Genomic DNA, 24959 nt, shown 5'->3' with positions numbered 1-24959 from the left:
GAAGATGGCGCCGGAACGTTCGCGGGGGGAAATCCCGCTTCTATATGAAGACAATCACGTACTGATTGCGGTCAAGCCGGTCAATATGCCGACGCAGGAAGACGCGACCGGCGACCTGGACCTGCTCACCACCTTGAAGGAAGACCTCAAGGTGCGGCACGGCAAACCCGGCAATGTCTTTCTCGGCCTGGTGCACCGGCTGGACCGGCCGGTCGGCGGTGCCATGGTGTTCGCCAAAACCTCGAAAGCCGCTTCCCGGCTTTCCGACGAGGTGCGCACCCGCTCCTTCGGCAAAGCCTATCTCGCCGTGCTGCGCGGAGCGCCGGCCAAAAGCGAGGACCGGCTGCGCCATCATCTCTTGAAGGACCCGCGCACCAATACGGTCAGCACCGTCCGCCCCGGTACGGAGGGCGCCAAGGAAGCGGTGCTCGATTACCGGATTCTCGGCCAGGCCGACGGGCTTTCGCTTGCGCTGGTAACGCTGCATACGGGCCGCTCCCATCAAATCCGGGTGCAGTTCGCATCAATCGGCTGCCCCCTCTACGGGGACCAGAAGTACGGGGCCGGGGTGAACAAGCCGGGCCAGCAGCTCGCCTTGTGGTCGCACGAAGTGGCCTTTGCGCATCCGACGCGGAAGGAACGGCTTGTCTTCCGTTCCACCCCTCCGCCGGAGCACCCTTGGAGCTTATGGGCGCTCCCGGCCGAATAGAACCAAAAACAGCCGTCCGGCGGCAAGCCGGACGGCTGTTTCAATTGGCGACTTTGCCAAGCAAATACACCAGCAGCTGCTGGTTGTGATAGGAGATGCGGCCCAAGTGGGAATCGACGAACGACTGGCGGATTCCGACGCCTCGTTCGCATTCCGTCTTCCCTTTCTCGGTGGCGCTCACCCAAACGACACGGCGGTCCTTCTCATCGCGCTCGCGCACGACGAGTCCGCCCCGCTCCATCCGGTCGAGCAGCGTGGTCACGGCCGCCGGGGTTGTTTCCAGGTATTCCAGGAAGTCGGACGGCTTCATCCTTTTGTCGCCGGCCAGCAGCTCGAGAACCTGAAGCTGGCCCTCCGTCAGGGCAGGCGTCAATTCGGCCTCCATATGGGATTTCATGTCCTTGGACAGCTTATGCCACAGCTTTATGAAATCGTCGGAATACACGGTCATCCCTCCACAAAACATACATTTCCTCGGCATCCGGCGCGGTCATACCCGCCCGGTCCCCGTTTGCTTGTCCCCATTATAGCATCGGCTGACCGAAGGCGGAAGCTTAATCCGCTTAATACTTTACTACATTAATCGATACCGATCGTCAAAAGGACGGCATCCGGCAGCGTTCGCCGGGATGCGACGGCTTGTCGTACGCTGGCGAAACGACGAATGGCTTTACAAGCAAGGCCGGTCATTAAGCGCAACGGGAAAGCGGAGCGAAGCCCGATTACACGGAAGCCGTCCGGCGGCAATCACCGGACGGCTTCAACTGCCGGACAGCTTCGTTTCTTAGCCTGCCGTCGTTACGACAGGCTCCGGGAATGCTTCCAGCAGGGTTTCGCCTTTATCGGTCGGCGCAAGAGAGCGCCCGGTCGATTTCCGTTCTTCCAGCGGGACACGCTCCGAATCCAGCGTGACTTTGCGGCCGTTGTCGGAAACCAATTGCAGGTTTACCGGCTCGCGCACCACAAATGCCGCTAGCACCGCGTTCCCGTTCGGCTTGATGCGTTTGCCTTCCTTGAATTCGAACGTTGCGATTCCCTTGCCGCCGCGTCCCTGAAGGGGATAATCGCAAAGCAGGGAACGCTTGCCGTACCCCAGGTCGGTCAGCACAAGAATTTCGCCTTCGTCTCCGGAGAACCGCAGCGCGGCGGCCACCTCGTCTCCCTCTTTGAGCGAGATGCCGCGAACGCCGGCGGCGGCCCGGCCCATCATGCTGACTTCGTCTTCCTTGAAGCGGATACTGGCGCCCTGCTTGGTCACCAGCATCAAATCTTCCCCGCCGCCGCTTTCGATCACCCGGATCACTTCGTCTCCGTCGCCCACTTTGCAGGCGACGATGCCGCCCGAACGGCTGGTGTGGTATTCCTTCAGCTCGGTCCGCTTCACCTGTCCCTTGCGGGTGACAAACAGGAGCGAGCGGTCCGCCGCTTCAAAATCCTTGACGGGCAGGACGGCGATCACGCGGTCGTCCTTGGCGAGAGGAATGACGTTGACGATGGCCGTTCCGTTCTCTTTCCATTTGTACTCGGGAATCTGATGCACCGGAAGCACAAAAGAAATGCCTTTGCGCGTAATGATCAAGAGGTTTTCGATCGTGTTGACCTCAAATAAATGCCGGAGGTAGTCCCCTTCCTTCGTGCCGACGGAAGCCAAATCGCTCCCCGAACGGGTGTAGGAAAGCTTGCTCGTGCGCTTGATATATCCTTGGTTGGAGAGCGCCACCAGCACTTCCTCGGAAGGAACTAGCACCTCAAGGTTTACCTTGATCTCCTCGACTTCGCCCTGAATCTCGGAGCGACGCGGAATGCCGTACTTGTCGCGGATCTCGGACATTTCGTCCTTGATCACCTTCAGCAGCTTCGGCGTGCTCGACAGGATGCCGCGCAGGTAGGCGATCACCCGCTGCGTCTCCTTCAGTTCCTTTTCCAGCGAGGTGATTTCAAGATTCGTCAGCCGGTACAGCTGCAGGGTCAGGATCGCATCCGCCTGCCTCTCCGAGAAGCCGAACCGCTCCACCAGGTTGCGCTGGGCGTCCTGCCGGTTTTTGGAGGCTTTGATCTCCGCGATGATTTCGTCCAGAATATTGAGCGCTTTAACGAGACCTTCCAGAACGTGGGCGCGGTCCTCGGCCTTTTCCAGCTCAAATTCGCTGCGCCGGGTAACGACTTCCTTCTGGTGCTCGATATAAGCCAGCAGCATTTCGCGAATGCCCAGCTGTCTCGGAGCTCGGTCCACGATGGACACCATGTTGTAGTTATAGGTCACCTGCAGGTCGGTTTTCTTCAGCAAATAAGCGAGAATGCCGTTGGCGTCGGCATCCTTCTTCAGCTCGATGACGATGCGGAGACCATTACGTCCGCTCTCGTCGCGGACTTCCGCGATCCCTTCGACCTTCTTCTCCAGCCGGATGTTTTCCATGGCGGTGACCAGCCGGCTTTTGACGACCTGATACGGAATTTCCGTAATGACAATCTGCTGCTTTCCGCCGCGCAGGTCTTCGATCGCCGTACGGGAGCGAAGGTAAATGCGGCCTTTGCCGGTTCGGAATGCATCCCGAATGCCTTCGCCGCCCATGATGATGCCGCCTGTCGGAAAGTCGGGACCGGCAACGGTCTTCATTATTTCCTCCAGAGAAAGCTCGGAGTCTTCCATCAGCCGGATACAGGCGTCGACGATCTCGTTCAGGTTGTGGGGCGGAATCTCCGTGGCAAAGCCGGCGGAAATGCCGCTTACCCCGTTCACGAGAAGATTCGGAAAACGCGACGGTAAAACCACCGGCTCTTTGGCCGTGTTGTCGAAGTTGTCCTTGAACTCCACCGTACGCTTGTCAATGTCGCGCAGGAGCTCCATGGCGATCGGCGATAGCCGCGCCTCGGTATACCGCATCGCGGCCGCCGGGTCGTCGTCCATCGAACCCCAGTTGCCGTGGCCGTCGATCAGCACATGGCCCATTTTCCAGGGCTGCGCCATCCGCACCATGCCCTCGTAAATCGACGAGTCGCCGTGAGGATGGTAGTTCCCCATGACATCGCCCACGGTTTTGGCAGACTTGCGGTATGGTTTATCGGGGGTGTTCCCCGCTTCGTACATGGAATACAGGATCCGCCGCTGCACCGGCTTCAGTCCGTCCCGGACATCGGGTATGGCGCGGTCCTGAATAATGTATTTGGAATATCGTCCAAAACGGTCGCTGACGACATCCTCCAGAAAAGCCGGCAAAAATTGTTCCAGAATTCCCATCCGTTTGTTAGCTCCCTACGTTATTCTTCATACTCGGCAAAGTCGACGTTTTCGATAATCCAGCGTTTACGCGGATCGACCTTGTCGCCCATCAGGGTGGTCACCCTCCGCTCCGCTTTCGCGGCGTCTTCGACCTGCACCTGATACAGCTTCCGCGTTTCGGGATTCATCGTCGTTTCCCACAGCTGCTCGGGGTTCATTTCCCCCAGGCCCTTGTAACGCTGCAGCTCTACGTTCCGGCCCAGCTCCTTGATAACCGCCTGCAATTCTTCATCCGAGAAAACGTACCGGGATACGGGATTTCGTCCGCCCTTTTTGGTGACTTTGTACAACGGCGGCTGCGCGAGGAACACCATCCCCGCATCCATCAGCGGCTTCATGTAGCGATAGAAGAAGGTAAGCAGCAGCACCTGGATGTGCGCGCCGTCGGTATCGGCGTCCGTCATGATGATGATCTTGCCGAAGCTGCTTTCCGTGTAATCGAATTCGGGTCCGATCCCTGCGCCAATGGCGGAAATGATCGTTTTGTATTCGTCGTTCTTCAGGATATCGAGCAGCTTCGCTTTCTCCGGGTTCATCGGCTTGCCTTTGAGCGGCAGAATCGCCTGATGCTTCGAATCGCGGCCCTGCTTGGCCGAGCCGCCGGCCGAATCGCCTTCGACAATAAACAGCTCATTGTTCATGTAATCCTTCGACTGCGCGGGCGTCAGCTTGCCGTTCAGGTTGGAGCTTTCGCTCTTGCCCTTCTTGCCGCTGCGCACCTCGTCTCTTGCCTTGCGCGCCGCTTCGCGCGCTTTGGCGGACTGGACCGCCTTCTTCAGCAGACTTTGTCCGACAGACGGATTCTCCTCCAGAAACACCGCCATTTTCTCGGCAACAACGGCATCCACGGCGCTTCTGGCCGAGGAGCTGCCCAGCTGATCCTTCGTCTGTCCGACAAATTCCACTTCGCCCATCTTGATGTTGATGACCGCCATCAATCCTTCGCGCAAGTCCGTGCCGTCGAGGTTTTTGTCCTTTTCCTTCAGGATGCCGGTTTTCCGGGCGTATTCATTCATCACTCGGGTAAACGCCGTCTTGAAGCCGGTTTCGTGCGTCCCGCCGCCCCGGGTTGGAATCGAGTTGACGAAGGACGCCAGCGTTTCCGTGTATCCGTCGTTAAACTGAAGCGCCACTTCCACCTCGATTTCTTCCTTCTCGGCGTAAAAGTGAATGACATCGTGCAAAACCGTTTTCTCTTCGTTCAGGAACTGGACGAACTGGCTGGCTCCGCCTTCGTACAGGTAGGTTTCTTCCTTGCCGGTGCGTTCGTCCTTGATCGTCACCTTCAGACCCGAGTTCAAGAAGGCGATCTCCTGCAGCCGTTCCGCCAGCGTGTCGTAGTTGACGGAAATGCCGCCCTGGAAAACCCGCTTGTCCGGTTTGAAGGAAACGCGGGTGCCCGTCTTGCGGGTCGTCCCGACGGCCTCCAGACCCGTGACCGGTTCCCCGACATGCTCCTTGCCGTTCTCGTCCACCCAGTATTCGAAGCGCATCCGGTGAATTTTGCCGTCCTGGAAAATTTCCGCGGTCAGCCATTCCGAAAGGGCGTTCGTTACGGAGGCGCCGACGCCGTGAAGCCCGCCGGATTTCTTGTAGCCTCCGCCGCCGAATTTGCCGCCGGCGTGAAGCATCGTAAAAACGACCTGCGGCGTCGGAATGCCGGTTTTGTGCATGCCGGTCGGAATGCCGCGGCCGTTGTCCGTCACCGTAATGGATTGGTCGGCGCGGATCACCACGTCGATTTCGCTGCAATGACCGGCCAGATGCTCGTCGACGGCGTTGTCGACAATTTCCCAAACCAGATGGTGCAAACCGGACGTGCTTGTGCTCCCTATATACATGCCAGGCCGTTTGCGGACCGCGACCAAACCTTCCAGCACCTGAATATCGTCCGCTCCGTAGCCGTTATTTGCCGCAACCGAAGCTTTTTCAAACATGTCTACCTGTTCGGCCAATGTTAAACCTCCACATTCAAAATCAGCAATTTCAAGAACATTTGTTCCCCTCGTTCTATTTTACCCCAACATATCCCTGCGCGTAAAGACGCCGAACGACAGCGCCAGCGCGCCGAGCGCCCAGACGGCAAGCACAACCAGCGAAAAACCGAGCGTCAGCCCCGGCACAGGCGGGATGGAAGCGGTCAAATACGAAAGGGTGTTCAGGTTGATCATAAACAAGTATTTCGCGCTTTCCCAGGTCGATACCATATTGGTCAAAATGACGCCCGCGATGAGAACGGCCAGCATGATGCCCATCCCTGCCGCCGTGCTGCGGACCAGAACGGAAATCATGAGGGAGAGCGTCGCGACGACCAGACAGGAGAACCAGGCCAGTCCCAGCTCCATCAGCAGAAACTGCCACTGGTCGATCATATAGACGCCGGACGTATCCAGCACGTCACCGTTTACCTGAAAGCCCGTTAGCACCGGCGCGGTCCAGCCTCCATAGCCGAAAGCGGCCCCGGAGATCAGATAAGCCAGCAAAGCGGTGCACATAACGATAAGCGAAGAAAAGAGCACCAGCGCGATCCATTTGCTCATGAGAATTTTCCATCTTCTCACGGGTCGTGTCAAGAGGAGCTTGATCGTTCCGGTCGATTGCTCCGAGGAAACGATATCCGATGCGATCACCGCGACAAGGAGCGGAAGGAACAAGGAAACGGCGTTTTGCATAAACGTACTGGCAAACGTGACGGAATTCGGAGACTGCGGATCGACGTTTTTGTCCAGGGCGTACTGCAGCCGCTGAATCTCGACCTGGCGGTAGACCTTCCACTCCTCGGGGATGTTGTTGCCGAGGGTGTTGGTCATATCCGAGATGCGTTTTTCCGCCTGGATGCGCCAGTCCGTGTTCCCGTACCGTTCCCGGTTATTCTCGGTAATTTTGACCTGGGCGTATACAAAAATCGGTATCAGGGCCGCCACGATAAGGATGACGACCTGAAACCGGCGTTTGCGCAGCATCTTGATCGTTTCGTTTTGCACCAGCGGGTACAAGCTAACCAATTGTTTCACCCTCCGTCAGCCGCAGGAACAGCTCTTCCAGCGTCGGATTTTTGACCGTAATCGAAAAGACTTCGACTCCGTTCTCCACCAGCCGGCGGTTCAGCTCCGGAACGAGCTCGGGCGCGATTTTCACCGCGATCTCCGCACCTTCCTGCGCCGATACTGCCTCACCTTGCCCGCCCGCGCCGGCATCGGCGCTTTGCTCCGCTTGGCCTCCGCCATACGGAGCCAGCACCGGAAGCGCGCGCTCCGCCGGCTGCACCTGCCAAACGATGCGTTTCTCGGTTTCGCCGAGCAGCTCGTCCACCTGTCCGACGGCGATGGCCTCTCCGTGGCTGATAATGGCGACCCGGTCGCACATCTGCTGGATTTCGCTGAGCAAGTGGCTGGACACGAATACGCTCAGCCCGCCCGCCGCCAGCTCCCGGATAAATTCCCGCATTTCTTTGATTCCCTGGGGATCAAGCCCGTTGGTCGGCTCGTCGAGAATAAGCAGCTTCGGCCGCCCGAGAAGAGCCTGGGCAATGCCCAGCCGCTGGCGCATGCCGAGCGAGTAGGTTTTCACCTTGTCGTGAATGCGCTTGTCCATGCCGACGATGCTCACGACTTCGCGGATCCGGTCGCCGCTCACATCGGGAAACATCCGGGCGAAATGCTCCAGGTTCTCCCATCCGCTCATATAGCTGTACAATTCGGGGTTTTCCACAATGCAGCCGATATTCCGCATGGCGGCCTCCGGATTCTTTCCGAGCGGAATCCCGCAAACCGTAATTTCCCCTTCCGTCGCGCGAATCAGCCCGACCAGCATGCGGATGGTGGTCGTTTTTCCCGCGCCGTTCGGGCCGAGAAAACCGAATACCTCCCCTTCCCGGATGGAAAAGGAGACGCCTTTGATGATCCATTTGCCGCGTATTTTTTTCTTCAGGCCGCGCACGGAAAGCACTTCGGTCATGGTTTTCTCTCCTTCTCGCACATCGTTCCCGCTAGCCGTCAGGATGACACCGGACGGTCCAGCAGCTCCAGCACCCGTGCGGCGATTTTCTCATACCCTTCCGCGTTCGGGTGGAAATGGTCGCCGGCAAGCAGCGTAACCGGCACCTGGTCGAACAAATCAAAGGTCGGCACGACGGTCACGTTCGGCAGCCGCCCGGCGGCCGCGATCGCGCGGTTCTGCCATTCCTGAATAAACAGCGAGCCCGCCCGTTCCGTATCGTAATCCAGAAAAGGATGATAAAACATCACATAGACAACCCGGGCGTCCGGATTGGCGCCGGACAAAAGGCGCATGATTTCCTCCATCCGGTTCAGCGCTTCGGGAAGCTGCGCTTCCAGAGCCGGATAATCGATGCGGAAGCCGGCGTCTCCGGCGACCGCGTTTTCATCGCCCACGCCGATCTGGAACAAATCGTTTCCGCCGATGGTATACAGAATAATGTCCGCTTCTTTGGCGTACGAGAGCATCCGGCCGTTTCCTTCGTTCAGTTTCCCCAGCAGGTCGGGCGTCTTCGCTCCGGAAATCGCCAGGTTCCACAGGAAAACGTCTTCCTTCTCCCGTTCCTCCAGCCCTTTCCTGACGCGCTCGGCGTACCCGTCGCCCTTGGAGTCTCCGACCCCGCGGGTAAGCGAGTCGCCGACCGCCAGAATACGAAGGCCTTCTTCCATCCGGGCGGCGGCGGGCGCCGAAGGCGCAGGCAAAGGCGCAGGCTGGTCGCGTCCCCCCGTATCCAGAACGGAACGGACCGCGTAAACAAATCCGGCCGTGAGCAGCAAAGCCGAGAGCAGCGCGGCCGTTCCCGCAAGTCTCCACAGCCATCGGGTCGAGATCATGATGGGCCTTCCTCCCCGTCGATCTGCATGTCTTTTCAAAGCAACTTCTCCTAGAGTAAAACTTTGGTGCGTTTTTTGCAACCAAGGCCCCCGAGCGCTTCGGCCTTCCGGTGTGCAAAAAATAGCAAAACCTCCGTCTTTCCGTATACGGGAAAGGCGGAGGTCCGGTTTCGGCCGGATTCGTTTCCGGCGAATTCACAAAGGCCGGTTTACCCGGCCGCTTCCGTCAAAAAGCGGTACTGGGCCTCGATCAAACCGTGATAAATGCCCTTTTTGCCCATCAGATCGTCATGATTGCCGGCTTCCTTCATATGGCCGTGGTCGAGCACGATGATTTTGTCGGCATGCCGGATGGTGGACAGCCGATGCGCGATGATGAAGGACGTCCGGCCCTTCAGCAGGGTCTTCAGGGCCGTCTGGATTTTCAGCTCCGTGTCGGTATCGATGCTTGCCGTCGCTTCGTCCAGGATCAGAATACGGGGGTCGGCGAGAAGCGCCCGGGCGAAGGAAAGCAGCTGCCGCTGGCCCATCGAAAGGATGTTGCCGCGCTCCTGCACCTCCGTCTCATACCCGTCCGGAAGGCTCGTGATGAACTCGTGGGCCAGCACCGCCTTGGCCGCTTCCTCCACTTCCGCGTCCGTTGCATTCAACCGGCCGAACCGGATGTTGTCCCGGATCGTGCCCGAAAAGATGAACGTGTCCTGTAGCACGATGCCGATTTGCGAACGCAGGCTTTGCACGGTGATGTCCCGGATATCATGGCCGTCCACGAGAATCCGGCCGCCCACCGGATCGTAGAACCGGCAAAGCAGGTTGATGATCGTGCTTTTGCCCGAGCCGGTGTGTCCGACCAGCGCGATGGATTCGCCGGGCGCCACCTGAAGGCTGAAGCGGTGCAGCGCGGTCCGTCCCGGCTCATATTCGAAGACAACGTCTTCGAAATCAAGCTTGCCTTGAATGGAGGGCAGCTTTTTGGCGTCCGGTTTTTCCTCGACCGAAGGCTTTTCGTCGATGTATTCGAAAATTCGCTCCGCTGACGCCATCGCCACCAGCAGCTGGGAGTACATCTGCCCCAGGCGGTTGATCGGCTCCCAGAAGTTGCCCATATACGTAAAGATGGCAAAGAGAATGCCGATGGTCAGCGCGGAATCCGCCTGGATCAGGTGCGCGCCGTACCAGAATAAAATACAGTACCCGATGCCGCCGGTTATTTCGATAATCGGCCCGAACGTCTGGTTCATCGCCGAGGCGCGGTCCCAAGATTTCCGGTTGACCCGGTTCATTTCGTCGAAGTACTGCATGTTTTCCGTTTCCTGCGTAAACGCCTGCGTCACCCGCATCCCCTGAATGCTTTCATTCAAGTGGGAATTGATCCGGGAGTTTTTGATCCGCACGTCCTGCCAGGCCATCCGGATCATTTTGCGCAGCTTGGTGGAGACAAAAAACATGATCGGGACCGTCACAATAACGGCGAGCGCCAGCTTCACATTGAGGAACATCAGGATGACGACGATCCCCAGCAGCTGAACGCAGTCGATCAGCACGTTGATCGCGCCGTTGGTCAGCAGCTCCTGGAGCGAGTTGACGTCGTTTGTCACCCGGACCAGAACGGAGCCCGCCGGACGCTTGTCAAAAAAGCGGAACGACAGCGACTGGATGTGCCGGAACAAATCGTCCCGCAGGTCGTAAATGACCCGCTGGCCGATTTCATTCGTGGCGCGGATGCGGTAGTTTCCGGCCAGCCACTGCACGACGTAAAGACCGGCCATGGCCGCCATCAGGACAAGCAGCATGCGGGAATCGCCGTCCATGATCGGGCCGTCGATGGCTTCGCTGATGACGAGCGGAATCGCCAGCTTGGATAGCGTGACAAGGATAACGGAGATCAGGATAACCGGAAGCATTTTCCGGAGGTATGGCCGCATGTACTTGCCGAGCCGGGCGATCATTTCCCAGTTGAACGGTCTTTCGATTGCGTCGTCGTCCTGATAGACAAACCGGTCCTGTTTGGGCTGTTCCCGGGACGGCTTTTGCTTGGAAGGCTGCTGCTGGCCCTTCAGCGTATGAAAGTCGGTTTGCGTCATCGGGCTGCGCTCCTTTCCGGCTCGTTCCCGGCTGCGGGAGCGTCCGCGTATTGAATGTCATAGGTCTGGCGGTACGGGCCCGGCACCCGCAGAAGCTCCGGATGCGTCCCTCTCTGTACGGTTTTTCCTTGATCCAGCACGATAATTTCATCGGCGTGACGCAGCGACGAAATCCGGTGCGCGATAATAAAGGTGGTGCGGCCCGCCATAACCTCCTTGAAGCCGGCCTGGATTTCCTGCTCCGTCTCCATGTCGACCGCGCTGGTGGCATCGTCGAGGATCAGTATTTTCGGGTTCCTCAGAAGCGCCCGCGCGATGGCGATCCGCTGCTTTTGCCCTCCGGACAAGCCCATTCCCCGTTCGCCGACAACCGTATCGTAGCCCTCGGGCAGCTCCATGATAAACTCATGCGCTTTTGCCAGCTTGGCCGCTTGGACGATCTCTTCCATCGAAGCGCTCCGGTTGCCGTAGGAAATGTTGTTGCGAATGGATGAAGAGAACAAAAACGTTTCCTGGAAAACAAATGCGATTTGGCTCCGCAGTTCCGCAAGCTTCAGGTCGCGGATATCCGTTCCGTCAAGCAGGATGCGTCCTTCCTTCACGTTGTAGGCGCGCATCAGCAAATTCACCACCGTCGATTTTCCCGCCCCCGTCCCGCCAAGCAGACCGATGACTTTGCCGGGAGCCGCGTCAAGGGTAAAGCCGGTCAGAGCCGGCTGCTTGTCGGGATAAGCAAAGGTCACATTTTCATAACGGACATGTCCTTTTACTTGCTCGGGTACAAGAGACCTCGGCTGCTCCTTGTCCTTGACGTGAATGTACTGGTGAATCAGCTCCAAAACGCGCTCTCCGGCGGCTTTCGACTGCGTATAGTTATTGATGTGATACCCAATGCCCCAAAGCGGCCCGACGATGTACCAGATCAGGCTGAAAAAAGCGATCAGCTCGCCGGGAAGCAGGTCGCCTCCGATCACGAAATACCCGCCGACGCCGAGCAGAAGCACAACCGCCAGGTTCGCAAACAGCTCCATGACCGGAAAAAAACGAGCCCAAAGCCCGGAAGCCGCGAGATTGCTCTCTTTGTACTCCTCGCTCCGTACGGCGAATTTGTCCACCTCGTAGGGCTCCCGCGCAAACGACTTTACCGTCCGGACGCCCGTGATGTTTTCCTGCGCGGCCGTGGTCAGGCTGCTCATCGAATGCCGAACCCGCCGGTAGGCCGGATGTATGCGCTTTTCAAATTTTAAAGCGGTGTACGCCAGAATCGGCATGGTCACCATGGTCAGCAGCGTGAGCTTCCAATTCAGTGTAGCCATCATGACCGATCCGAACAGGATCATAAAAAAGACGTTCAAAAATTGCGCGAAACCGAAGCCGATGAAATGCCGAATGGCTTCCAGATCGGCGGTCAGCCGGGACATGAGTCTCCCGTCCGAGCTTTGTCGTAATACTGGAAAGAAAACTCCTGGAGCCGGCCGTATAAGGCGTTGCGCATGTTAAACGCCACCCGGTTGCCCAGCCTTCCTCCCGTAAAGCCGGTCAAAAACTGAAACAACCCTTTGACCGCGATGACGCCGACTACCCCGAGCGCCAAATAAGGAACCTGCTCATACTGTTCCTTGGCGATGACCTCGTCCACCAAATAGCGGAGCATGTTCGGAAACACAAGTCCGAGCGCCGTTACGAAAACCATGCTGATGATCGAGGCGAACAGCAGCTTTTTCTCATGCCAATAGAACTCCTTGAGCTGCCTGAAAACATTCATGCCGTTTCCTTCCCTCCCTCGCATCCCTTGAAGACTTTCTGAATCGTACCATCCCGGTGCACGTACGGCAATTGGAGGCAAGAAGCGAAAATCGCCCCATATCGGGTTAAACGGCAAAAAACCGCCTGTAATCGGCGGTTTCCTTTTAAATCATCTCAATTGGTCCGAAGGACCGGCATAATGCTCCGGGTTTGCGAATCGCAGAAAAAACGCCCTTACCGGGCGTTTTGCGGAGATTTTATTGCAGAACCGCAGCTTCCGCGGTTTCCTGTTCGGGCACCAGAATTTCAAATACATCGCCGTGCTGCAAAATGGTGATCGGCTGTCCTTTCACCTTCATAACAACCACTTCCGGCTTCGCCTTCATCCGGTTAAGGTAGTTTTCCGGCACTTGACCGGATTCACTGATCATGACGCCTTCGACTTCCTTCTCTTCGTTGTCAGCAAGCGGGGTGTTCATGACCTTCTCATAGATGTCGGAGAACTGTTCAAAGTTTTTCGTGTACACAGCAATGCATTTCATCTCAAAATCCCATCCTTTGTCATAATTGCTTGTTCTCTAGTTTACCTTCTTGCTGTCCTGCTATGGACCGCCCGGTAACAGCTTTCCTTTTTTTCGGCTGCTTCATACCCGCGACCTTCATTCGTTTCTTGCCATAGGGACAAATATCGAACAAGGGACAGACATCGCATTTGGGATTTTGAGCTTTGCAGTGATACCTTCCGAAAAAAATCAGTCTGTGATGGGAAAGCGTCCATTCCTCTTCGGGAACGACGGCCATCAGCTTCTTCTCGACGGCCAGCACCGAGTCGTCCTCTTTCGCGAGCCCCAATCGCTTGGATACCCGCTCGACATGCGTATCGACCGCGATGGCCGGAATGCCGAAAGCATTGGATACGACCACGTTCGCCGTCTTGCGGCCGACACCGGGAAGCGCGACCAGAGCTTCATGCGTTTCCGGCACGCGGCCTTCATATTCCTCCAGAAGTATCCGGCACATGGCTTGAATGTTCTTGGCCTTGTTGCGGAACAATCCGATCGTCCGAATGTCCTGCTCCAGCTCCGGAAGCGGCACAGCCGTATAATCTTCTGGCTTCTTGTACTTGCGGAACAGCGTGGCCGTCAGCCGGTTCACCGATTCGTCCGTCGCCTGGGCGGATAACATAACCGCAATCAGCAGCTCGAACGGGTTGGCGTGATGGAGCTCGCAATGCGCTTCGGGAAACAAGTCGCCCATCGTGTCGAGTATCCGGCGGATTTTCTTCTCATTCACCCGGCTGCCTGCACCTCCTCGAAACCTCCGGAGAACACCAATTAAAGTCCAGTCTAGCGAAACACCCTGGAATAATCAATGGCTGGGGGAAAGGAATTTCGAATTTTTTTCGAAACCGGCCGGTTTAATATGAAAAAAAGACCGGACGGGCGCGCCGTCCGGTTCTTAACCCCTGCAAAGAAGTACATCCGATCGTTATGGATAATGCCTACCGTCAGGCCAGACGGTGTCAGGGCACCAGCTTGATTTGGCTCAAGTAGTTTTGGCCGTTCAGCGTAGCGCTGAACGTCGCTTCCACTCTGGCTCCGACGGTCAGCTGATCCAGGCGGATTTTGTTGCCGGCCGCGTCCAGCACGTTCGCACCGGAAGCGATAAACGTCATCGATGTGTTATCCTGCAGCGCAAGCGTCATGCTGCCCGAATAGAAGTTGATGTCCGTGATCGTTCCGCCGTAGGCAAAGCCGGAGGACAGATTGATTTTCAGAATTTTGTTGCCCGCCGTCATGAGGTCGACCCGCTGCCCCTTCGAGAAGACGGTATACATTGCCGGAAGCAGCGTCGTTTCTTTTTTGGAGGAGTCGATCATCACGGTTTTGTCGTCCAGCTGATAGGCGGCGACCGTTCCGTCCGGCAGGGTCACCATCATGTTTTTGCCTTCCAGCGCGAGAACGGTAGCCAAGCGGGTTGTCGTAATGGAACTGAATACGACGTCGACGCGGACGGCGTCGCCGTTTGCGTCCAGTTCAACCGCCAGCTGATCGTCCTTGAACAAATCGGCAAGTACCGCATTCCCCTTTACCGGACTGGTCACCACCAGATTTTTGGCCAGGTAGTAGGATTCCAGCTTGCCGGTTTTGCTGTTCACCATCGTCAAATATTTATTGGTTCCTTCCGCGCCGGTCGTAACCAGCTTGCCTTTGATTACCGGAACGACCGCTGCGGAAACCAGGTTTGTTCCGTAAGCTTCATACCGCACTTTGTCGCCGGCCTGGGCATTTTGCAGCGGAGCCAGCGCTTTTTCCGTCAAGCCATAGGTTACGGTACCGGATGCGGTTGTAAAGGATACCGTTTTGTCCGTTTGCGAAATCGAAGCGATGACGCCTTCGCCCGACGTGACAATCGGCCCTTGCTCCTGCAAAACATCCGCGAAATACACGGTTCCGTTTTCGGACAGAATCAATTTCAGCAGGTTCCCCGGCAAAAGAGTCGAGCCTCCTACCTTAACGCTGCCGCGGTAAGCAACGGTATCGGCCGAAAGCGTTCCTTCAAAGGAATCGCCGGTTTCCGTCATGATTTTCAGAATGCCCGACTGGTTGGAAAGTACCGTTCCGGTAACGGGTTTTCCGGGCTGCACCGCCAAATAATCGGCGCCCCGACTGAGCATAAGTGCGGCTTCCGCGCGGGTGACCGTCTTCTGCGGACGGAACGTGCCGTCTTCAAAGCCGCTTAGAATTTTCAGGTCGGCCGCTTCGTTGACATAGCCCACTTTATCCGGCGCGATGGTATCCCCATCCCGGAAAGCCGTCGGCGCAAAGGCTTTTTGCTCCGCTTCTTCGGCTTTGCCCGCCATGCGTACAACTACCTGGGCGATCCACTCCCGGCTAGCTCCCGCGGTGCCCCATGCGCCGTCTCCGTCCGGAATCTCCGAAAGGCTGATCAGGCCTTTTTCCAGGGCAATTTTGACGTAGGACTTGGCATAATTCGAAACGCCGAAGGAGAAGACAATTTCCTCGGTCGGTTCGCTTTCGGCCGCTTCGCGCAGGCCCATGCTCAGCACGGCCATCAGCAGCACGTCTTGGTGCGAAACCTCCTTGGCTGGCAAAAACATGCCGTTATCGCCGGAAATGATGCCGAGGAGCGACATTTTCTCAATTTCCTTCGCCGCCCAATGCGTCGGTTTTACGTCCGGAAACGAAAGAACGGAGCGAAGCGTCCAGTTCACGGGAGACCCCGCCTGCAAATCCTCGGCGGAAATCACTGCGGGAGCCAGCATGCTGCCCGATAAAAGAACCAAGGACAAAGCGGCCTTGGCGGTTACAGTCGAAAAACGGTTCATCTCTTCTCCTCCTGAATCATAGGGTTGCCGCGAAGCTTGTCAGGATTGCGGCAGAGTGAAATACTCGATAAGGCCGTCGGCGATCGCCTGGGCCACCTTTTGCTGAAAATCATCCGCGTACATCAACGCTTCTTCGGAAGGATTGCTCAGGAAGCCGACTTCGAGAAGCACGCCGGGCATATCCGTTTTCTTGATCACGAGATAATCGTTCGTTTTCACCTTCCGGTCGACAAAGCCCGTAGCCGCGACCAGATGCTTGTGCATAACCTCCGCCAGCGTTTTGCTGAAGGCGTTGTAATAGTACGTTTCGGTTCCTTTGCTCACCGCGTTCAGGCTGTTGCCGTGAATGGATACAAAGGCGTCCGCATCCATATCGTTTGCCATCGTGGCCCGGTCTCCGTTCTCCACATGGCTGTCGTCGGTGCGCGTCATGTAAACCTCGATCCCTTTTTGCTGCTTCAGGATCGCTTCGACCTTCAGCGCCACCGCGAGCGTAAAGTCCTTCTCCAGCTTTCCGGATGCGGACACCGCGCCGGCTTTGATGCCGCCGTGTCCGGCGTCAATCAGCACCTTGAACTTGGCTTCCGTCACTTCCAGAGAGAAGGTCCCGTTCGTGCCGTCCGATAAAATCCGGCTTCCCGCTTTGCCTTTCAGGTCGATGACAATGCGGACGGTGCCGCTCTTCGGGTCGTAAAGCGAATACCGCACTTTGGAAATCAGCGGATGATTGGCGGCAAGCGACGCCTCGGGAGCGGGCTTGGCCACAAACGAACCGAAACGGGCGCCGGGGATGTCAATGATCAGACGATCCGGCGCGGGGTTGGATACATACTGAACCTTCGGCCGGATCGAAGCATCGGCCGTAACCGTCAGCTTGCCCCCGTCCAGACGGATGCCCGTTAACTCGGGCAGCGGCTGTTCTTCCGCCGGAGCGCTTGCATTCGGTTCCGGCGTACCGTTTCCGGCGTCCGGCGAGGTGTCCGGAAGCGGCTGTACGCCTCCCGTTCCCGGCTCCGGTGTCGCGGCTGTCGGCGTCGCTGTGGGGCCCGGCAGCGCCGTGCTGCTTGCCGTCGGTTTGGCCGTCGGCTTGACGGTCGGCGCCGGCTTGGCCGTAGCCGCCGGAGACGGCTTAACCGTCGGTGCGGGCGCTTCCGCTTTGCCGCTCAGCTCCACCGTCTGCGTGGCGGCAAACCACTTGACGCCGATGCCCATCTGATTGGCGACAAAGCGAACGGGCACCAGCGCCCGTCCGGCAACGGAAACCGGCTCGGTGTCCAGAACAACCGGCTTGGCATTGACCATAGCCTGCTTCCGGTTGATAAACAGCTCGATGACGTCCGATCCGTTGACGACGGTAATCTTTTTCTCGGGCGCGCTGTAGGTAACCTCCGCGCCGAAATTCTCCGATACCACCTTTAGCGGAACCATGACGTACCCGTCGATTTTTTGCGCCGGGACTTCAGGCTTCAGCTCCACTCCGTTCAGCACGAGCGAAACATCCGGTGTGGCGGCGTGGCTTTTCTGGGGAAGCATCGCGACAAAAAGAAGCATCAGGACCAGACACCAAGCGAGCTTTTTCATCTTCCACCTCGAAATGGGATATGTAACCTTCTCAAAATAGACGCAAATCCTGGGAAAAAGTTGCGAAGTTCCGCCGATTGTGTCTGGTTAACGCTTTCGACAAAAGCCTTCATTTTCCTTTCCGGGCAGCCAAAAAAAGCCTGCTCCGCCAAAGGGGCGGGGCAGGCTTGGTTCGCTGTTAGACCGGCAAGCGGGTCCAACGGATGCAGAATATGACTTACCGGCGGGCAGCCTCGTAAGCCGCAATGGCGTCCTCATGCTGCAGCGTCAGGCCGATGTCGTCCAGGCCCAGGAGCAAAAACTGCCGGCGGTGTTCATCCAGGTCGAAGGACAGCCGGAGTCCCGCCTCATCGGTAATCAGCTTGTTCTCCAGGTCGACCGTCAGGCGGTAGCCTTCCGTTTCCCGGGTGCGGCGGAACAGGTCGTCCACCTGCTCTTCCGTCAGCCGGATCGGCAAAATGCCGTTTTTGAAGCAGTTGTTGTAAAAGATATCGGCAAACGAAGGCGCAATGACGACTTTAAAGCCATAATCCATGATCGCCCACGGAGCATGCTCGCGGGAGGAGCCGCAGCCGAAATTCGCCCGGCTGAGAAGGACCGAGGCGCCTTCGTAGCGTTTCTGGTTCAGCGGAAATTCCGGAATGACCTGTCCCCCTTCATCCCAACGCCATTCGTAGAAGAGAAACTGGCCGAAGCCGGTTCGTTCGATCCGTTTCAAAAACTGCTTGGGAATAATGGCATCCGTGTCCACATTTACCCGATCGACGGGAACGGCCAGGCCGGTATGCGTTTTAAACGATTCCATGATGAGACCCCTCTCTTATTGATACTGCCACTCGCGAACGTCGACGAAGCGCCCGGTAACCGCGGCGGCCGCAGCCATTTCCGGCGACACCAGATGCGTGCGCCCTCCCCGTCCCTGACGGCCTTCGAAGTTGCGGTTCGAGGTCGAAGCGCAGCGCTGTCCGGGGCTCAGCACGTCGGGGTTCATGGCCAGGCACATGCTGCAGCCTGCGTCCCGCCACTCAAAGCCGGCTTCGGTGAAGACCCGGTCGAGCCCTTCCGCTTCGGCCTGCTGCTTTACGCGGCCCGAGCCCGGCACCACGATGGCATTGACCGAAGGAGCGACCTTGTAACCTTTGGCGACAGCCGCTGCGGCCCTCAGGTCTTCAATCCGGCCGTTCGTGCAGGAGCCGATAAAGACGACATCCAGCTGAAGCTCCTTCATGGGGGTTCCCGGCTTCAGATCCATGTATTCCAGCGCCTTTTCGGCGGCTTTCCGCTCGTTTTCGGTAGCAAAGCTCTGCGGGTCGGGAACCAGCGCGTCGACACCTGTTCCCATGCCCGGGCTGGTTCCCCACGTAACCTGCGGAACCAGCGTAGAGGCGTCAAAATCGACCGTCAGGTCATATTCGGCCCCTTCATCCGTCACGTATGTTTTCCAGGCTTCAACCGCCGCGTCGAAGTCCGCTCCCTGCGGAACGTACTGACGGCCGCGGAGATATTCGAACGTTGTTTCGTCCGGCGCGATAAGTCCTGCCCGAGCGCCCGCCTCGATGGACATGTTGCAGACCGTCATCCGTTCTTCCATGGTCAGCGCCCGAATCGCTTCGCCCGTATATTCAATGACATAGCCGGTGCCGAAATCCGTTCCGTACTTGGCGATGATGCCGAGAATCAGGTCTTTGGCAGTAACGCCCGGCGGCAGACTGCCCTTGACGCGAACCTCCAGCGTTTTCGATTTGGCCTGCTGCAAGCACTGGGTGGCCATGACATGCTCCACTTCGCTTGTCCCGATGCCGAACGCCAGCGCGCCAAAGGCGCCGTGCGTCGCCGTGTGGCTGTCGCCGCAAACAATTGTCTTGCCGGGATGGGTAAGCCCCAGCTCGGGCCCCATAACGTGGACGACGCCTTGATCGATGCTGTCGAGCCCGAACAGCGTAACGCCGAAGTCGGCGCAGTTTTTCTCCAGCGTCCGGATTTGCTGCAGAGAAATGGGGTCTTTGATGTTGTAACGGTCCTTCGTCGGAACGTTGTGGTCCATGGTCGCAAACGTCAGGTCCGGACGGCGCACCTTGCGGCCGGCCAGCCGAAGGCCTTCAAAAGCCTGCGGCGATGTTACTTCATGCACCAGGTGCAGATCGATGTACAAAATGCTCGGTTTGCCCGCTTCTTGATAAATCACGTGATTATCCCAAATTTTCTCGTACAATGTTTTAGCCAAGCCCGCTCACCTCGTGAAGATATTGACTTTATGCTTTGCTAGTAGATTACCATTTGTATCTTCATTGGTCTAAGATATAATGTCTATAATGTTAATAATCGTTTCCTATAAGGGGAACGTTGACAGAACCGATGGCGGGCAAAACGGCAAAACCGGAGTATGTACACCTCTCAGCGGATTGCAATCCGCCCATGACCGGGCTTGGAGAGCGGCGGCGCGGCGCAAGTTCCGTACCGCATCGCCCTTCTCCAAGCCGCTTAGCGTAACGGGCTATTCCCTTCGTTATTCTCGCCCGGTTAACGACTTTCTGTAGGAGGAAGCCGTATCCGTGTAAATCAGGTGGTCAACTTCAATATCGTCAGGGTTGTATTGGTAAGATTGTGCAGTTGCGCCGGGGTTGCATTTGCGTTCACAAGCAGCACCGTTGCGGGAACCGCTCCTATTGCGATAATAGCCTCCGCGGAGGTGGGCCCACCGCCATTTCCGGTAAAAGGCACCGGCGTAATCGGAACGGCGTTAACCGTCAGGTTGAAATCCGCACTCCCTTGGTTATGAACGACAAAGTTGATCAGATAGGTGCCGATTTCGTTGATTGCAATAATTCCCGATGGCGGAGTAAACGTAAACGCTCCTCCTACGTTGGCAAACACACCGTTGTAAGCAACAGCTGTGTTTCCCGGAATGGTATCTGTTCCGGTGCCCGGGTCAAACCGGTAAACACTTAAATAATCGGTAATCCCCGCCCCGGTCGCGCCAGTCGAACCGGTTGCACCCGTAGCTCCGGTTGCGCCTGCTGCGCCTGCGATGCCCGCAGCTCCGGTTGCACCCGTAGCTCCGGTTGCGCCTGCCGCGCCTGCGATGCCCGCAGCCCCGGTGGCGCCCGTGGCTCCGGTTGCTCCTGCCGCGCCTGCGGCGCCCGTGGCTCCGTCTGCGCCCGCCGCTCCGGTGGCGCCGGTTGCGCCTCCTGCCGGTCCGGGCGCACCGGTTGCCCCTGTCGCTCCGGTAGCCCCTGCCGCACCCGCAGGACCTATCGGCCCGATCGGACCGGCAATCCCCTGCGGTCCGGGAGGCCCGTCATTTCCGGGTATCCCTTGCGGTCCCTGGGGACCCGGGAAGCCCTGGAGCCCTTGGAAGCCTTGAGGACCCTGAGGACCCTGCGGCGCATTGACAACCACTTTCGGCTTGACTTGTACGACCTTGCAGGATTTAAATTTTTTGAGTTTCTTACATTTTCGCTTTTTTGTCCCCTTCGGGTTCTCATCCATAAGCGTCGCCTCCAACAAAAAGTTACCACATCCTATGTTGGTTACTTGCGGAGGATTGGACATTTGTCCACCCGATGTCTTTTGGGTGTCTGCCGCCTGTTTTGTAAAGTCCATTTTTAAATTGATGTAAAAACAGACCAATACCGTCAGGAAGGTGCAGCAGTTATGGAACTCCGCCAGCTACAATACGCCGTCCGAATCGCGGCCGAAAAAAATTTCTCCCGCGCGGCCGAAAAATTGCACATCGCCCAACCGTCTTTGAGCCAGCAGCTGTCCAAGCTGGAAAAGGAAATCGGGGTGCTTCTCTTTCAGCGCAGCACCAATTCGGTCGAACTGACACATGCCGGAAGCGTTTTTGTAGAAAAAGCGCAGTTTATTCTGGATCACGTGAACCAGCTGGTCCGCGAAATGGAGGACATCTCCCAAATGAAAAAAGGCCGCCTAATTGTCGGCTGCCTTCCCATTACCGGGTCTCATATTTTGCCGCTGGTCCTTCCGGTCTTCCGGCAGCGCTATCCGGACATCGAGCTTTCCCTGATCGAGGAACGGACGGCAGGACTGGAAAAGCTGGCCATCCGGGGTGAAACGGATATCAGTATTTTGACGCTGCCGGTGACGGAGCCGTCGCTCGAGTACATGCCCCTGCTTAATGAAGAGCTGTGGCTGGCGGTTCCCCGGGACCATCGGCTGGCGGCGTCGGAAGGCAAGCGGGAAATCGATATCGCAGAGCTGCGCGACGAGCCTTTTATCGTGCTCAAGCTGGGACAGGCTTTCCGGGACATCAGCATGGGCCTGTGCCGCCAGGCCGGATTCGAGCCCAATATCGTTTTCGAAAGCACCAATATCGAAACAGTCCAGTCGCTTGTCGCAGCCGGCATGGGAATCGGCTTTTTGCCTTCCATGTTCGCCCGGGATACCTCGATTCCTTTTACACCCGTTTACCTCACCTTGAAAGGAAGGCCTCACCGCACCCTGGTGATTGCCTACCGCAAGGGCCGGTATCTCTCGAAGGCGGTCGAGGCCTTTATTTCGGTTGTATTCGAAACGGTGCTCAGTCAGGGAAATCCTTTTCTAGGAAAGGAAAGTCAGTAAACCGCCAGCACCACCATGCCGATTCCGGCCGAAACCAGCCGTCCATTCTCCAGCTCCCGGACATGCTCCTCGCCAAAGCGGATGCGCCACTCGCCCAGCTCCGGCAGCCGGGATTCCCGGATTCCGTCGTCCGTCCGATACAGAACATACAAGTGACGAACCGAATCGCCTCCCGCGTGGTTGCGAAGTGCAAAAGCCAGGCAATCGTCGGGGGCTTCCTCAAATGACAAATGCGAACGAATTTCCGCTGCGGTTTTCAGCCGGAACGCCGGATGGGCGCGGCGGAGCTTGATCAGCTCGCGCATGTAATGCACATCGTCCTGCCGCTCGGAGCACCGGTTCCAATCCAGCCAATTGATCTCGTCCGGAGAGCGGTAGCTGTTCTCCACGCCTTGTTTAGTCCGCATAAATTCCTGCCCCGCATGCAAAAAAGGAATCCCCTGGCTGGTCATGAGGATCGCTGCGGCCAGCCGGTGCCTGCTGCTCAGCCGGCTTTCCTCCTCATACGGGCGCGTCAGCTTCAGCCGGTCCCACAGCGTATGATTGTCGTGGCATTCCGCGTAATTGACGGATTGCACCGGCTCGGCGGCGAAGGAATGCAGCCGGTCGTTGTAAAAGATACCGCCCGCCACCCCTTTACGGATATCGTCCGCCAATCGGGCGTTTCCGCCGATAAATCCGCTGTCTCCCGCGTCAAAAGGATTCCCCTTGATGCCATTGCGCAGCGAGTCGCTGAATTGGCCGATGCCGGGCAGGCGGACCGCATGCGTCTGGTTGGCCCGCTCCTCAGGCGGAAGTCCGCATTCCATCGACCAGCCTTCGCCGATCATTAACAGTGACGGATCGATCATATCCAATCGGCGGCGAATCTCCCTCATGGTTTCAATGTCGTGCAAGCCCATCAAATCGAACCGGAAGCCGTCCACCTGGTACTCTTTCACCCAATGCAAAATAGAATCCGTCATGAATTTCCGCATCATTTTTCGCTCTGAGGCGGTTTCATTCCCGCAAAAGGAACCGTCCGAAAGCGTGCCGTCGTCCCGATAGCGCAAATAATAGCCGGGCACCAGCTTGCTGAAGTGAATGCGATACCCGTCATAAACATGGTTGTACACCACGTCCATGATCACTTTCATCCCACGCTCGTGAATGGCCTGTATCGTCCGTTTCAGTTCGCGGATGCGAACTGCCGGTTCGTACGGATCGGTAGCGTAAGAGCCTTCCGGCGCGTTGTAATGGCAGGGGTCGTAGCCCCAGTTGTATTGCGCCCACGGACGTGTTTCGTCCACGCTAATTTCACTGTAGTCACTGACGGGCAGCAGCTGGATGTGCGTAACGCCAAGCCCGGCGATATGATCCAGACCCGTGTAGATTCCATTGCGGCCCCGCGTCCCTGCTTCGCAAAGACCAAGATACTTGCCTTGGTTCCGAATGCCGCTGTCCGGGTGTACCGAAAGGTCACGAACGTGAAGCTCATAAATCACCGCATCGACAGGCGAATCGGAACCCGGGACTCGCTCCGCCCGACTCCAGCCCGCCGGATCGGTTTCCGCAAAGTCGACGATGGCCCCCTTGCAGCCATTTACCGCAACCGCTTTAGCATATGGATCGACAGCAGTATTCCACTGGTCGCCGATCTTCACCTTGTACAAATAAAACCAGTCTTTTAAATCATGCCTAACGGTGGATGTCCAAGTTCCCTGTTCGCTTTTCTGCATGGGAAGCTCCAGTTCCGTTTCCGCATCCCAACGCCGTGACAGCAAAAGCCGAGCTTCCGAGGCAGTCGGAGCCCAAAGCCGGAAAAACGTTTGTTCCTTCCCGTAGGTGACCCCCAAATCCATTCCTTCATAAGCGAAAAACCGGTCGAAGGCCGGCGAAAATACCGAAATGCCGTCGGTTACCGCAGGATCCCCGTAATGGACCCGCCCCGTTTCATTTTGCTGCACAGCCATATAGGTCCACACTCCGTATGATTTGCTTTTCCAAAGAGCGGTTTTCCGCTCTCTTTATTACTATAATCGGCATAAACGCTTCAAACGGTGATGTATTTTACACTTTTCCAGTACCTTTTTGTAAATTTCCAAACTTTCATTTCTTATCAGCATAACCAAGTGTGAAAAAAGTCATTCCATATAGTTTATTCATGAGCGAGCTTTTTCATCCAGGCCACTTTATCATAAAGAAAACAAAAAAAGCAGCCCATGCAAGGCATGAACTGCTTTTGTTCTCGGCCGATGACTCAATCGGCGTTTTTCTTGCGGATTTGTTTGTCCCGATCCTCGCCCCATTCTTTCGCTTTGGCGGTCGCAATCGAGATCGCACGGCTCTCTTCATACCCGTCATCCAGCAAGGCATTGGCAATTTCAATGGCCTTATTCCGGATCGGGGCCGTAAAGTTCTTCAAGGAATCGGGATAATCGTTCTTGTTCCAAGGCATTCGGAATCCCTCCTCTGCAAGCATCATTTTGATATAATGGTAAACTTGCTCCTCTTTCTTTTTACCCGTTTCGGCTTTTGCCAATCAAAGAGCCCTGCATGCTTGCCCGTAGGGATTTACTGCTATGCGAAGTTCGACGCTCGACGGACGCGGCCAATATCCGGCAATGTACGAATTATGATGCTTCCGCACTGCACCAACTCCAGGGATATACGAACATCGACGCTCATCAGACGCCACCATCTCCAGCTATGAGCTTCTGGGGTAATTGCACTATTCCCTTTGTAGCGTCCATTCTTCCGCTTACACGCAAATCAAAAGAACCTGCGCAGGTTGCACAGGTTCTTCCGTTGCTTGGCG

At 57.1% G+C, this 24959-nt stretch carries 19 protein-coding genes and 1 pseudogene; 2 read left to right on the top strand and 18 right to left on the bottom strand.

Annotated elements, in window-relative coordinates; genetic code table 11:
* Positions 1–4: 4 nt before the first annotated feature.
* Positions 5–709: an RluA family pseudouridine synthase gene (locus AC6I6H_RS10565; RefSeq protein ID WP_497953727.1), complete on the top strand. Its 705-nt coding sequence runs from the start codon at positions 5–7 to the stop codon at positions 707–709.
* Between the two features lie 40 nt (positions 710–749).
* Here the strand turns inward: AC6I6H_RS10565 and AC6I6H_RS10560 are convergent, their stop codons facing one another.
* From AC6I6H_RS10560 to AC6I6H_RS10485, 16 genes and pseudogenes are all read right to left on the bottom strand, one after another.
* Entirely contained in the window at positions 750–1154 is a 405-nt protein-coding gene (locus tag AC6I6H_RS10560; protein ID WP_497953726.1) for a MarR family winged helix-turn-helix transcriptional regulator, read from the bottom strand.
* 339 nt (positions 1155–1493) lie between these two features.
* Positions 1494–3947, bottom strand: coding sequence for a DNA gyrase subunit A (gyrA, locus tag AC6I6H_RS10555; protein ID WP_497953725.1), 2454 nt, complete (start codon positions 3945–3947; stop codon positions 1494–1496).
* Positions 3948–3967: 20 nt separating this feature from the next.
* The gene (gene parE, locus AC6I6H_RS10550; protein WP_497953724.1) at positions 3968–5944 is read right to left on the bottom strand and encodes a DNA topoisomerase IV subunit B; all 1977 of its coding nucleotides are present in this window, start codon (positions 5942–5944) and stop codon (positions 3968–3970) included.
* Positions 5945–6004: 60 nt separating this feature from the next.
* Positions 6005–6994 (bottom strand): DUF2705 family protein, encoded by a 990-nt coding sequence (locus tag AC6I6H_RS10545; RefSeq protein WP_497953723.1) that lies wholly within the window; start codon positions 6992–6994, stop codon positions 6005–6007.
* Complete coding sequence (locus AC6I6H_RS10540; protein ID WP_497953722.1) at positions 6987–7946, bottom strand: ABC transporter ATP-binding protein; 960 nt, start codon at positions 7944–7946, stop codon at positions 6987–6989. Before AC6I6H_RS10540 ends, AC6I6H_RS10545 begins: the two co-directional genes overlap by 8 nt.
* A 38-nt stretch (positions 7947–7984) precedes the next feature.
* Positions 7985–8821: a GDSL-type esterase/lipase family protein gene (locus tag AC6I6H_RS10535; protein WP_497953721.1), complete on the bottom strand. Its 837-nt coding sequence runs from the start codon at positions 8819–8821 to the stop codon at positions 7985–7987.
* A gap of 209 nt (positions 8822–9030) precedes the next feature.
* Positions 9031–10905: an ABC transporter ATP-binding protein gene (locus AC6I6H_RS10530; protein ID WP_497953720.1), complete on the bottom strand. Its 1875-nt coding sequence runs from the start codon at positions 10903–10905 to the stop codon at positions 9031–9033.
* Complete coding sequence (locus AC6I6H_RS10525) at positions 10902–11648, bottom strand: ABC transporter ATP-binding protein (RefSeq protein ID WP_497953789.1); 747 nt, start codon at positions 11646–11648, stop codon at positions 10902–10904. Before AC6I6H_RS10525 ends, AC6I6H_RS10530 begins: the two co-directional genes overlap by 4 nt.
* 216 nt (positions 11649–11864) lie before the next feature.
* Positions 11865–12559 (bottom strand): annotated as a pseudogene (locus AC6I6H_RS10520) (ABC transporter ATP-binding protein); the annotation flags it as partial.
* A 349-nt stretch (positions 12560–12908) separates the two neighbouring features.
* A complete protein-coding gene (locus tag AC6I6H_RS10515) occupies positions 12909–13193 on the bottom strand; it encodes an NAD/NADP transhydrogenase alpha subunit (protein WP_497953719.1) in 285 nt (94 codons plus the stop codon).
* Positions 13194–13212: 19 nt separating this feature from the next.
* Positions 13213–13944, bottom strand: coding sequence for an endonuclease III (gene nth / locus AC6I6H_RS10510; RefSeq protein ID WP_497953718.1), 732 nt, complete (start codon positions 13942–13944; stop codon positions 13213–13215).
* A 229-nt stretch (positions 13945–14173) separates the two neighbouring features.
* Positions 14174–16000, bottom strand: a complete 1827-nt coding sequence (locus AC6I6H_RS10505) for an S-layer homology domain-containing protein (protein WP_497953717.1) — start codon at positions 15998–16000, stop codon at positions 14174–14176.
* A gap of 39 nt (positions 16001–16039) precedes the next feature.
* On the bottom strand, positions 16040–17581 hold the full coding sequence (locus tag AC6I6H_RS10500; protein ID WP_497953716.1) for an N-acetylmuramoyl-L-alanine amidase family protein: 1542 nt from the start codon (positions 17579–17581) through the stop codon (positions 16040–16042).
* Positions 17582–17798: 217 nt separating this feature from the next.
* On the bottom strand, positions 17799–18386 hold the full coding sequence (gene leuD / locus AC6I6H_RS10495) for a 3-isopropylmalate dehydratase small subunit (RefSeq protein WP_497953715.1): 588 nt from the start codon (positions 18384–18386) through the stop codon (positions 17799–17801).
* A 15-nt stretch (positions 18387–18401) separates the two neighbouring features.
* On the bottom strand, positions 18402–19805 hold the full coding sequence (gene leuC, locus AC6I6H_RS10490; RefSeq protein WP_497953714.1) for a 3-isopropylmalate dehydratase large subunit: 1404 nt from the start codon (positions 19803–19805) through the stop codon (positions 18402–18404).
* Positions 19806–20140: 335 nt separating this feature from the next.
* Positions 20141–21070, bottom strand: a complete 930-nt coding sequence (locus AC6I6H_RS10485) for a collagen-like protein (RefSeq protein WP_497953713.1) — start codon at positions 21068–21070, stop codon at positions 20141–20143.
* Between the two features lie 165 nt (positions 21071–21235).
* Between AC6I6H_RS10485 and AC6I6H_RS10480 the strand changes: the two genes are divergently transcribed.
* Positions 21236–22162 carry a LysR family transcriptional regulator gene (locus tag AC6I6H_RS10480; RefSeq protein WP_497953712.1) on the top strand — a complete coding sequence of 309 codons (927 nt, stop codon included), beginning with the start codon at positions 21236–21238 and terminating at the stop codon, positions 22160–22162.
* Here AC6I6H_RS10480 and pulA read toward each other — a convergent pair.
* Positions 22156–24114: a type I pullulanase gene (gene pulA, locus AC6I6H_RS10475; RefSeq protein ID WP_497953711.1), complete on the bottom strand. Its 1959-nt coding sequence runs from the start codon at positions 24112–24114 to the stop codon at positions 22156–22158. The two genes, AC6I6H_RS10480 and pulA, sit on opposite strands and share 7 nt — an antisense overlap.
* 287 nt (positions 24115–24401) lie before the next feature.
* Positions 24402–24599 carry a DUF2188 domain-containing protein gene (locus tag AC6I6H_RS10470; RefSeq protein ID WP_497953710.1) on the bottom strand — a complete coding sequence of 66 codons (198 nt, stop codon included), beginning with the start codon at positions 24597–24599 and terminating at the stop codon, positions 24402–24404.
* Positions 24600–24959 lie beyond the last annotated feature (360 nt).

The sequence above is a fragment of the Gorillibacterium sp. sgz306347 genome (genome assembly GCF_059735245.1).
Note: the sequence above shows the minus strand (reverse complement) of the source record. Positions and strands in the feature narration are given on the sequence as shown.

Excerpts from the sequence above, each read along its gene's own strand:
- AC6I6H_RS10565 (WP_497953727.1), top strand. The coding sequence starts at position 5 with ATGGCGCCGGAACGTTCGCGGGGGGAAATCCCGCTTCTATATGAAGAC.
- gyrA (WP_497953725.1), bottom strand. The coding sequence starts at position 3,947 with ATGGGAATTCTGGAACAATTTTTGCCGGCTTTTCTGGAGGATGTCGTC.
- AC6I6H_RS10540 (WP_497953722.1), bottom strand. The coding sequence starts at position 7,946 with ATGACCGAAGTGCTTTCCGTGCGCGGCCTGAAGAAAAAAATACGCGGC.
- AC6I6H_RS10535 (WP_497953721.1), bottom strand. The coding sequence starts at position 8,821 with ATGATCTCGACCCGATGGCTGTGGAGACTTGCGGGAACGGCCGCGCTG.
- AC6I6H_RS10530 (WP_497953720.1), bottom strand. The coding sequence starts at position 10,905 with ATGACGCAAACCGACTTTCATACGCTGAAGGGCCAGCAGCAGCCTTCC.
- AC6I6H_RS10515 (WP_497953719.1), bottom strand. The coding sequence starts at position 13,193 with ATGAAATGCATTGCTGTGTACACGAAAAACTTTGAACAGTTCTCCGAC.
- AC6I6H_RS10505 (WP_497953717.1), bottom strand. The coding sequence starts at position 16,000 with ATGAACCGTTTTTCGACTGTAACCGCCAAGGCCGCTTTGTCCTTGGTT.
- AC6I6H_RS10500 (WP_497953716.1), bottom strand. The coding sequence starts at position 17,581 with ATGAAAAAGCTCGCTTGGTGTCTGGTCCTGATGCTTCTTTTTGTCGCG.
- leuD (WP_497953715.1), bottom strand. The coding sequence starts at position 18,386 with ATGGAATCGTTTAAAACGCATACCGGCCTGGCCGTTCCCGTCGATCGG.
- AC6I6H_RS10485 (WP_497953713.1), bottom strand. The coding sequence starts at position 21,070 with ATGGATGAGAACCCGAAGGGGACAAAAAAGCGAAAATGTAAGAAACTC.
- AC6I6H_RS10480 (WP_497953712.1), top strand. The coding sequence starts at position 21,236 with ATGGAACTCCGCCAGCTACAATACGCCGTCCGAATCGCGGCCGAAAAA.
- pulA (WP_497953711.1), bottom strand. The coding sequence starts at position 24,114 with ATGGCTGTGCAGCAAAATGAAACGGGGCGGGTCCATTACGGGGATCCT.
- AC6I6H_RS10470 (WP_497953710.1), bottom strand. The coding sequence starts at position 24,599 with ATGCCTTGGAACAAGAACGATTATCCCGATTCCTTGAAGAACTTTACG.